Origin of the sequence: Williamsia sp. (genome assembly GCF_036566845.1) — a bacterium.
GTDB lineage: Bacteria > Actinomycetota > Actinomycetes > Mycobacteriales > Mycobacteriaceae > Williamsia.
Genome location: NZ_DATCVM010000270.1, coordinates 56793 through 65750, shown reverse-complemented (window position 1 = coordinate 65750; position 8958 = coordinate 56793). Strand labels below are relative to the sequence as shown.

The window sequence follows — 8958 nt, the reverse complement described above, 5'->3', positions numbered from 1 at the left end:
CGACCGCCGCTTTAAGATGTCGTCGGCCAGTGATCGCTTGCCGAGTGATCGATTTACGGAGTCCAGATGGCTGAAGCGGCCGAGTTCGCAGGGTTCGATGTGCATCATGTCTCGGCTCTCAGGCGCGTACAGAAGCGGCTGCACTGGCGTCAGCTGGTATTCGTCGGGTGGATGGTGTTGTTCGTTGGTCTATACGTTGGTGTAACGCAGTGATTCTCAATGCCTCGACTGCGTAGGCTGTGTCAGCGGACCTGGTGGAACTTCAACCGCTAGTGTCCCTCGAGTACCGCTCAGGGCTTGTCCGAATTCAGATCGCCCATGACTGTTTTGAGTGTCGCCGCCGAGTGGGCCTCCAGCTTGATGCATCCGTACTCGATTCCAGAACTGTTGGACTGCAGCGGATTTCGGGCCGTTACCTATTCCGGTGGCGGCGGTGGTGCTCTCGGCGCGATGCCGCGGCGTCATCGCATCACGCCGTCCAGGATGCGTTGCAGGTTTTCCGCGAAGTAGTCGCTCGGTGGGCCTTCGGGTAGCTGGGCGACGACCGTCATCAGTCCGGGATACTCTGCGGGATCGGCAGCGCGGACCATGGAGCGGCTGAATGGGTCGACGGGTGTGTGGTGTCGGTCGAGCAGTTCGCCAACCGTGTAGTGCCAGATGAGCATGTACGCCATAGATACGTCGCGGGGTGCGAGGCCACTATTTGTGAGCGCAGTGTAGATGCGGTTCACGGCGGGCAATATCTTCGGACTTGCCAATTTGTTCGCCACCAACAGGCCGATTGCCCACGGGTCATCGTGCAGCGCATCGTGTATCGCCGTGATCACGGCGGTGATCTCGGCTCGCGGATCGGCGGCAATCGGAGGGGGTCTCACGCCGTCGGCCACCCGGTCGAGCATGGCCAGCAGCAGGGTCTGGCGGTCGTCGATGTGGCGATACACCGACATCGGCGCCACCCTCAGGCCTGCGGCCAGCCGGCGCATGGTGAGCGCGTCGAGTCCTTCTTCCCGCACGATCACCATCGCCGTATCGACAATGATCGCCCTGTTGAGGGGTCCCTCGTACCGCCGTTGGCGCCGTCGAGGTGTGGGTGACGGGTCCGGGATGGTCATCGGATCATTGTCGCACTGGCCAACAGCGCGCTGATGTCGTCGCGGGGCAGGGCTGCGCAGGTCGTGAAAGATTGGACTTGCGCAGCGTAAGTAGGTAAGGCTTAATTATGCGTACACCGTTAACGCCAGGTATGCGTGATCCAGGGGGCGCGGGGGTGCGAGCATCCTGCCGACGGAGGCTGACCCCGCTGCGCCCGGCCACCTCAATTCAGATGTAGTGGGAGAGAGAATATGAAACCGGCGATTCCGACGTCGCAGCGCCCGGCAGTCGCCGCCGGCGCATTACCGGCGACGATCTTCCTGGTGCAGTTCCTCGTGGCCCTGGATGTGTCACTGGTCAACATCGCACTGCCTGACGTGCAGACCGACCTCGGATTCGGCGACGCCGGGCTGCAGTGGGTGGTCAGTGCCTACCTGCTCACCTTCGCAGGTTTCATGCTTATCGGTGGCCGCCTCGGGGACCTGTGGGGTCGACGTTCTGTCGTGTTGATCGGGCTGAGCCTGTTCGCGGCCGCAAGCGTGCTCGGCGGATTCGCGTGGGATCCCGCCTCGCTGTTGATCGCCCGCGGTATCCAGGGGCTGGCCGGCGCGTTGCTGGCCCCGGCCGCGCTGGCGCTGGTGACGACGTTGCCGGAAGGGAAGTCGCGCAGCCGCGCGATGGGGTTCTGGGGCGCGGCCGGTGCCGGTGGTGGCGCAGTCGGCGTCGTGTTGAGCGGGCTGCTGACGGACGCATTCAGTTGGCGCGCAGTCATGTTCGTGAACCTACCGATCGTTGTCATCGCTCTGATCGCGACGTGGCTCGCTGTCGACGTCGAGGCGCCGCGGGCAGTCAGTCCTCGGCTCGACGTGCTCGGTGCGTGCCTCGCCACCGCTGGGGTCGGAGTGCTGGTCTACGCGGTGACGGCTGCCGGAGAGGATGGCTGGGGTTCGACGATCGCACTCGGTGGGTTCGCCGCCGCCGCAGTGCTTCTTGCCGCCTTTGTCGGCGTCGAGGCGCGGACGGACCAGCCGCTGATGCCGCTGCACCTATTCCGCAGACGGAGCATCGTGGGTGCGAACGTGTTCGGATTCATGCTCGCTGCCGGGCAACTCGCCGCGTTCTACTTCGCCTCGCTCTACATCCAGAACGTCTGGGGGGTCTCCACAAAGGTCGCCGGATTCATGTTCCTTCCGTTCTGTGGCTTCGTAGTCGTCGGTATCGTGATCGCCACGAAGATGGCCGCGTCGATAGGTCCCCGCAGCACACTCGCCGTGCTGGGACTGGTCGGGGCGGCGGGCCTCGCCGGGTTCTCTCTGATGCCGGCTGAAACCGCATTCTGGACCGGAGTCCTCCTGCCATCTGTTTTGGGCGGCATTGGAATCGGTGGGTCGATGGTGGTTCTGGGCGCCGCGGCGACCTCTGGTGTCGATGCCGCAGACGCCGGGGTTGCCTCGGGAGTCCTGAACGCATCGCGGCAGCTCGGCGGCACCATCGGTCTGGCCGTGCTGGTGACCATCGCTGCCTCTGCCACCGCTTCATCTGACGCCGAGACGGCAGCGCTCGCGGCCCGGGGCGGTTATGCCACGGGTCTCGCGGTGGGTGCGCTGTTCCTCGTGGTCGGCGCCCTCGCGGCCTACATCATCATCCCGCGGAACCGGAAGTAGCTGTCACTTCAGGTGTTGGGTTTCCTACGAGCGGATCCGCGGTTCGTCACCGCAATGTCCATCGAGGGCAGGAAGATGCCGGCCATCGATCAACTCCCCGAGGAGTTGTTCGGCCATCGGCCAACTACCGTATCCGGCAGCGGGATTCAGGTGGCCGACCGCACCGACGGATACCAGGCGGCTGCCCCAGGCCTGCGCCATGTCGGCGACTCGGCGCGGGTCGGCAAGTGGATCGTTGGTGCTGGCGGCGACGATGTTCGGGAAGGGCAGACGTTGCCGGGGGATGGGGTTCCAGCCGCCGCGCTCGAGCTCTTCGAGACTCGGATATCCCTGGGGAAGTCGACGTTCCAGGTCTGCAGGCGTGGCCAGCAGGGCGCCGGAGACGCGGCGGGTCGCTTCTTGCGCCCAGTGCACCGTGGTGATGACGCCCGCGCTGTGAGCCACCAGCACCACGGGAGCGTCGACGGAGTTCACCACGTCGTCGAGCGCGGCGACTCGGGCTGCGCGGCTGAGCTTGTCATGCTCGAGTGGTGGGACGGTGACCGTGTTGTCGAGCTTGTCGGCGAGCAGCGTCTGCCAGTGCTCGGCGACGTGATCGCGGAGGCCGGGCACGATCACCACGGTGACGGTCGATTCGGTCATGGCCGGACGTCCGAGCTGGTTGTCGTGGCGGCATCCAGGGCGCGAAGTCTGGCCAGGCCCCATGGGTGCCAACGCTTTCCGAGGAGCATGGCGGCAGCCGCGGGAATGTAGGCCAGCGGTGCCCAGCCGAGGGCGCCGAGCAGACCGAGATGGTCCGCCAGAATACCGACGACCATCGGGCCCAGTGCGAGGCCGAGCAAATTGTTCGACAGGGTCAGAGTGCCCATGCCCGAAGCCTGTACCGACCGGTGGGTCAGGCCGGCCACCATCGCCGCCGTCGTGCCCGAGGAACCGGCGGAGAAGAATGCGCCGATGGCAAGCAATGTCAGTTGAATCGGGCCCGTGTCGACGCGGAACGCAATCATCAGGCTCGTGAAGCCGATCAGGCAATACCCCACGCCCACGGTCCACTTGCCGGTGACGTCGTTGCGGCTCAACCGATCTGCGATGTATCCGCAGACGATCATCCCCACGGCGATCAGCATGACGAATGCCGATGCCGCCACTGCTGCGCGCCCGGGTGCCATGTCGTAGGTCCGGTTGAAGAAGCTGGGAAGCCAGGCGAGCATCACTGCGGCCATGAACATCTGAAGGCCGCCGCCCACGTAGGCGCACAGCACTGCCGGGTTCGTGAAGAGACTGGAGAATGGTGCGCGGCGCACCACCACACCCGCTTCGGGCTGTTGCACCTGGTACTTGGCCACCCGGCGTTCGGTGATCAGTATTTTGAACGCGGCGGCCAGCAACAGGCCCAGGACAGCCATCGCGGCGAACGACCAGCGCCAGCCGAGGGTGGTGGCGATGACGCCACCCAAGCTCACCCCGATCACCGAGCCGAACGACCCGCCCGCCATGAATGCACCGGCCAGCGCGGCGTGCACCCTGGGTGCGAACACGCTGAGTACCAGCGCAATTCCCACGCTTCCGTAGGCGGCCTCGCCGACGCCCACCAGGAAGCGGGCGATGAGCATGTGCTCGAAGCCGCCGGCGAGGGCGCAGGCGAGGGTGGCGACGCTCCACAGGACCGCCATGAGGATCAGGCTGCGGACGCGGCCCCACCGATCGGCGAGGATCGAAATTGGCAGTGCGAGCAGACCGACCATCAGCGCGACCACGGACGTCAGTGACGCGAGCTGCGAATCATTCAGTGCCCACTCGGCCTTGAGGAATGGGAAGACGGCGCTGAGTACCTGCCGGGACATGTAGTCCGACAACAACAGTCCGAACGCGAGCGCGAAGACGATCCATGGGTAGAGCCGACGTCGCTTGGATGACGAGGTCCAGGACGGGGGCGCATCGGTGATCTTCACCGATGGTGCGATGGCAGTCATGTTCTCTGGGGTCCTTTGGGTTTCGTCGGTTCGTTAAGCGTGACCGGTGAAGCCGACCTGGCCGGGCGCGCGATTCGGCGCGTAGCCGAGCTTGGCGAGGGTCTCGTCGACGCTGGTGTACTGCTCGCCGATCCGGTAGATGTCGCGAGCCTCCTTGCCGTCGGCGACGTCGCGGCCCAACTCCTGGGCGATGCGGACCAGTTGCCTGACCTGGTCGACCGACTTGATCTTTTCGCCCTTGCGTCCCCAGAGAGTGTCCTCGTTGCCGCACCGCGGGTGCAGGCCCATCGCGATGGCCATGGCATTCACGGGGAGCACCGAGCGCATGAGCGTCTCGAGTGTGAGGATCGCACCATCCGGCACGCGCTTGACGAATTCCATGATGTTGTAGGGGTTCGGGCCGTCGAAGCCGCCACCGATCCCTACCCAGGTCACGTTGAACGGGCCCATGTACTTACCGCGCCGGATCAGCCGCTCGACGGTCTCCAGCTGGGGGATCGACGACAACTGGAAGTGCGGCTGGATACCCGCGGCAGTCAGGCGACGCAGATGCTCCTCGACCCACGCGGGGCCCGCGGGGACTGTCATCTCTCGATAGGTGTCGGACAGTTCGGGGCGGGTCATGGAGGTGCCGGCGATGTCGTCGGAGGTCATCAGCTCCATGATGTTCATCTGGCTGGTGTTGATGGCGATGGTCACCTGGTCCGGTTTCGGATCCAGCTCGGCGAGCATGTGTCGCGTGTCGTCCGAGAGCCACTTGGCGTCTTTGCCGTCGCCTTCGGGTGCGAACGAGATCGATCCGCCGACCTGGAGGATCATGTCCGGCACCGCCTCACGGAGGCCGGCGAGCAACTCGTTGAACTTCGAGAGCCGCTTGCTGCCCTTGCCGTCGAGCTCACGGACATGGATGTGCAGGACGGTGGCGCCGGCCTCGTAGCAGTCGACCGCCTGCTGAATGTGCTGCTCCATGGTGAGAGGCAGGTCTTCGCGGAAGTCGTCGATCTCCCATTCGGGACCGTAAGGAGCGCAAGTTATGACCAGCTTGTCCTGGACCTCGGGAAATAGGGCATCGTCGTGGAAATGCATGGAAAGTCCTTCGAGTTGAGTTGAGTTAGATTGGCCTGCAACTAGATTGGGTGATCTGCTCAGAACGGGCGGTCGCCCGCGATGCCGGCGCGTTCCATCCGGCGGACGGCGGGCCAGTAGTCCTGCACCGCGTAGTGCTGTGTGCAGCGGTTGTCCCAGATGGCGAAACTGTTGGGTGTCCACCGCCAGCGCACCTGGAACTCGGGAATCGTTGCCTGGCTCATCAGGTAGTGCAATAGATCTGCTGAACCGGGGGCGTAGTCGATGCCGAAGCGCACGTTCTCCGGGGTGTGGAAATTGGTGAAGTGTGTGGTGAACGAGTTGACGAACAGTGCCTTCTCGCCGGTCTCGGGATGCGTACGAACCACCGGATGCTCGGCATCGGGAAACACGCGATGCAGTTCCGCGCGCTTCTCGGGCGCCATTGCGGCGCCGAAGGACGACTCGATGCTGTGCCGCGCCCGCAGACCCGCGATGCGCTCCTTGATGTTCTCGGGCAGGCGGTCGTAAGCGGCAACCATGTCGACCCAGATCGTGTCTCCACCGACGGCCGGCCCTTCGACACAGCGCAGCACCGAACCCATCGGCGGGTTCTCCCGCCAGGTGGCGTCGCAGTGAAAGGCGTTCTCGTAGTGCTCAGGTGGGCTGCCGGGGTCTTTGTAGATGCGCACCAGGCCCGGATGGTCGGGGTCGCTGCCGAGCACCGGGTGATCCTCGAGTGTGCCGAATCGCTCGGCGAGCGCCACGTGATCGTTGCGGCTGATCGGTTGGTCGCGCACGAACAGCACCTTGTGCTGTAACAGAAGTGAGCGAAATTGCTCGAACAGGCCGTCGTCGTGGGCGACTTCGGCGAGGTCGACATCGAACAATTCGGCGCCGAGGGTCGCGGTCAGACGTTCTGCGCGGATAAGCGTGGTCTGTGGTGTTCGGGTCGCTGTGGTCATGGCGGTACCTGGGTCTCCGTTCCTGGGTGGGTGATCAGACGGTCAGTACGGACGAACCGACGCTGATGCCGGCTTCGAGGTCGGTGTGCGCGCGGACCGCGTCTGCGAGCGCGTAGCGCTGATTGATCTCGACCGAGATACGGCCGGCGGCAACGTGATCGAACAGTTCGCCGGCGAGTTCCGCACGTTCGGCGGGGTCGGCGATGTAGTCGGCGAGGGCGGGGCGGGTGACGAACACCGAGCCCTTGATGGCGAGTTGCATGGCATCGATCGGCGGAATCGGGCCGGATGCGGTGCCGAAGCACACGAGTAGCCCGCGGCGGGCGAGGGAGTCGAGCGAGGAATGGAAGGTGGTGGCGCCAATGCTGTCGAGGACCACCGGCACGCCTTTTCCGTCGGTGAGTTCGCGTACTCGCGTCGCCACGTTCTCATCGCGGTATCGGATGACGTGGTCGCATCCGTGAGCCCTGGCGATCTCCGCTTTCGCCTCCGTGGAGACGGTGCCGATCACGTTGAGGCCCAGCAGCTTTGCCCACTGTGTGACGATGAGGCCGACACCGCCCGCCGCGGCGTGCAGCAGTATCGTGTCACCTTCGCGATAATTGTGGATGCGGCGCATCAGGTAGGCGGCGGTGAGCCCACGCATGGTCATGCCGGCCGCGGTCTCGAAGTCGATGGCGTCCGGAAGGGCGATGAGGTGCGCGGCGGGGAGGACACGGACCGTGCTGTACGCGCCGAGCGGGCTGCCCGTGTAGGTCACGCGATCACCGGGCGCGAATTCGGCGACGTCCGGTCCGGCCGCTTCGACGACACCGGACGCCTCGACACCCATGCCGGCGGGCAGGGGAGACGGGTAGAGGCCCGTGCGGAAGTAGGTGTCGGCGAAGTTCAGGCCGACGGCCGCATGACGTACGCGCACCTCTCCGGGACCGGGTTCGCCGACTGCTACTGTCTCCCAGCGCAGCACCTCCGGTCCGCCGGTCTCGTAGAAGCGAATTGCCTTTGCGTCCATCTGCGTTGACACCGTGTGTTCCTTTTCTGTCCGTCTATCTGTCTGCCCGACCGCGGGGCCGGATGTGATGTACATGACATTACGGGGGAGGGTGGGGGGTAAACTGTCCCTCACGGGACGCAGTTCTATTCAAATCGGGACGGGCAGGAGATCTGCCTCACAATCGGTGGAGGTGTTGTGAAGCCGCTCGTCCGTTACGCCTCGCTGGCCAATTACGTTGAGCTCACGAGAACCCTCGGCGCCGACCCGGCCGCGCTCCTGCGCTCGGCGGGCCTGGATCCGGCAGGCATTCGTGTGCAGGATCGATGGGTGCCTGCGGAGTCGGTGGTCGAACTCCTCGAGTGCACGGCGGCGCAGACCGGGCGGCCCGACCTCGGCTTGCGGCTGGCGGAGCTGCGGCGGATGTCGCATCTGGGACCACTGAGCTTGGTGCTGCGCGAGGAGCCCGACGTACGCAGTGCGTTGCAGGTGCTCATCCGGCACCAGAACATGTACAACGAGGCGCTGGACACGCGCGTGATCACTGCGGATGGGATTGCTTCTGTGCGTGTCGATCTCGACTCAGGGACCCGTCAGCCACACCACCAGTCCATCGACCTCGCCGTCGGGGTCCTGTTCGGCCTACTGCGCGGTCTCCTCGATCCGGACTGGTGGCCGCTGGCGGTGTGCTTCGGACATCCCGAGCCCGCCGACGCCTCGACGGCCAGGCGCATGTTTCCGGGCGCGGTTCATTACGACCACGACTTCAACGGCATCGTTCTGCACGAGAGCGATCTCGATCGGCCCAACGCGATGTCCGACCCCCTTCTGCGCACCTACATTCAGCGAGTTCTTCCACCCGAAGAGCCCGGCGACCGGCAACCGCGGGCGGTCGCGCGGGTGCGGGAGTTGATCGAGATGCTGCTCCCGACCGGTCGGTGTTCGGTTGAACAGATCGCCCGCAGCATGGGCGTCGACCGGCGCACCGTGCACCGCCGCCTCGCGGCGGAGGGCGCGACATTCTCTGGCGTGCTCGACGACGTCCGTGGCGATTTGGCGCGGCACATGGTGGAGGGCCGGCGCCATTCGTTCACCGAGGTCGCCGTCTTGCTCGGCTTCTCGTCGGCAAGCAACTTCTCACGGTGGTTCCGCGACCGGTTCGACGCCACCCCGCGGCAATGGCGGTCGCGGTCAACGCGATGACCTTT

The 8958-nt window shown here is 65.2% G+C and carries 8 protein-coding genes; 2 read left to right on the top strand and 6 right to left on the bottom strand.

Features of this window, described 5'->3' with window-relative positions; genetic code table 11:
- Positions 1 to 461 precede the first annotated feature (461 nt).
- Complete coding sequence (locus VIQ49_RS26090) at positions 462 to 1112, bottom strand: TetR/AcrR family transcriptional regulator (RefSeq protein ID WP_331889572.1); 651 nt, start codon at positions 1110 to 1112, stop codon at positions 462 to 464.
- 231 nt (positions 1113 to 1343) lie between these two features.
- Here VIQ49_RS26090 and VIQ49_RS26085 point away from each other — a divergent pair, with 231 nt between their 5' ends.
- A complete protein-coding gene (locus VIQ49_RS26085; protein WP_331889571.1) occupies positions 1344 to 2756 on the top strand; it encodes an MFS transporter in 1413 nt (470 codons plus the stop codon).
- Between the two features lie 24 nt (positions 2757 to 2780).
- On the opposite strand, the gene VIQ49_RS26080 is transcribed toward VIQ49_RS26085, so the two are convergent.
- From VIQ49_RS26080 to VIQ49_RS26060, 5 genes are read right to left on the bottom strand one after another with little or no spacing between them, the layout of a single operon-like run.
- Positions 2781 to 3398, bottom strand: a complete 618-nt coding sequence (locus VIQ49_RS26080) for an RBBP9/YdeN family alpha/beta hydrolase (protein ID WP_331889570.1) — start codon at positions 3396 to 3398, stop codon at positions 2781 to 2783.
- A complete protein-coding gene (locus tag VIQ49_RS26075) occupies positions 3395 to 4729 on the bottom strand; it encodes an MFS transporter (RefSeq protein WP_331889569.1) in 1335 nt (444 codons plus the stop codon). The genes VIQ49_RS26080 and VIQ49_RS26075 overlap by 4 nt, the downstream gene beginning before the upstream one ends.
- A gap of 33 nt (positions 4730 to 4762) precedes the next feature.
- The gene (locus VIQ49_RS26070; protein ID WP_331889567.1) at positions 4763 to 5815 is read right to left on the bottom strand and encodes a 3-keto-5-aminohexanoate cleavage protein; all 1053 of its coding nucleotides are present in this window, start codon (positions 5813 to 5815) and stop codon (positions 4763 to 4765) included.
- Between the two features lie 59 nt (positions 5816 to 5874).
- A complete protein-coding gene (locus VIQ49_RS26065) occupies positions 5875 to 6759 on the bottom strand; it encodes a TauD/TfdA dioxygenase family protein (RefSeq protein WP_331889565.1) in 885 nt (294 codons plus the stop codon).
- Positions 6760 to 6793: 34 nt separating this feature from the next.
- The gene (locus tag VIQ49_RS26060; protein ID WP_331889585.1) at positions 6794 to 7771 is read right to left on the bottom strand and encodes a quinone oxidoreductase; all 978 of its coding nucleotides are present in this window, start codon (positions 7769 to 7771) and stop codon (positions 6794 to 6796) included.
- Positions 7772 to 7948: 177 nt separating this feature from the next.
- Between VIQ49_RS26060 and VIQ49_RS26055 the strand changes: the two genes are divergently transcribed.
- A complete protein-coding gene (locus VIQ49_RS26055; RefSeq protein ID WP_331889563.1) occupies positions 7949 to 8953 on the top strand; it encodes an AraC family transcriptional regulator in 1005 nt (334 codons plus the stop codon).
- Positions 8954 to 8958: the final 5 nt, after the last annotated feature.

Bases quoted from the DNA above. Each gene is read 5' to 3' on its own strand.
- VIQ49_RS26090 (WP_331889572.1), bottom strand. From the start codon at position 1,112: ATGACCATCCCGGACCCGTCACCCACACCTCGACGGCGCCAACGGCGG.
- VIQ49_RS26085 (WP_331889571.1), top strand. From the start codon at position 1,344: ATGAAACCGGCGATTCCGACGTCGCAGCGCCCGGCAGTCGCCGCCGGC.
- VIQ49_RS26080 (WP_331889570.1), bottom strand. From the start codon at position 3,398: ATGACCGAATCGACCGTCACCGTGGTGATCGTGCCCGGCCTCCGCGAT.
- VIQ49_RS26075 (WP_331889569.1), bottom strand. From the start codon at position 4,729: ATGACTGCCATCGCACCATCGGTGAAGATCACCGATGCGCCCCCGTCC.
- VIQ49_RS26070 (WP_331889567.1), bottom strand. From the start codon at position 5,815: ATGCATTTCCACGACGATGCCCTATTTCCCGAGGTCCAGGACAAGCTG.
- VIQ49_RS26065 (WP_331889565.1), bottom strand. From the start codon at position 6,759: ATGACCACAGCGACCCGAACACCACAGACCACGCTTATCCGCGCAGAA.
- VIQ49_RS26060 (WP_331889585.1), bottom strand. From the start codon at position 7,771: ATGGACGCAAAGGCAATTCGCTTCTACGAGACCGGCGGACCGGAGGTG.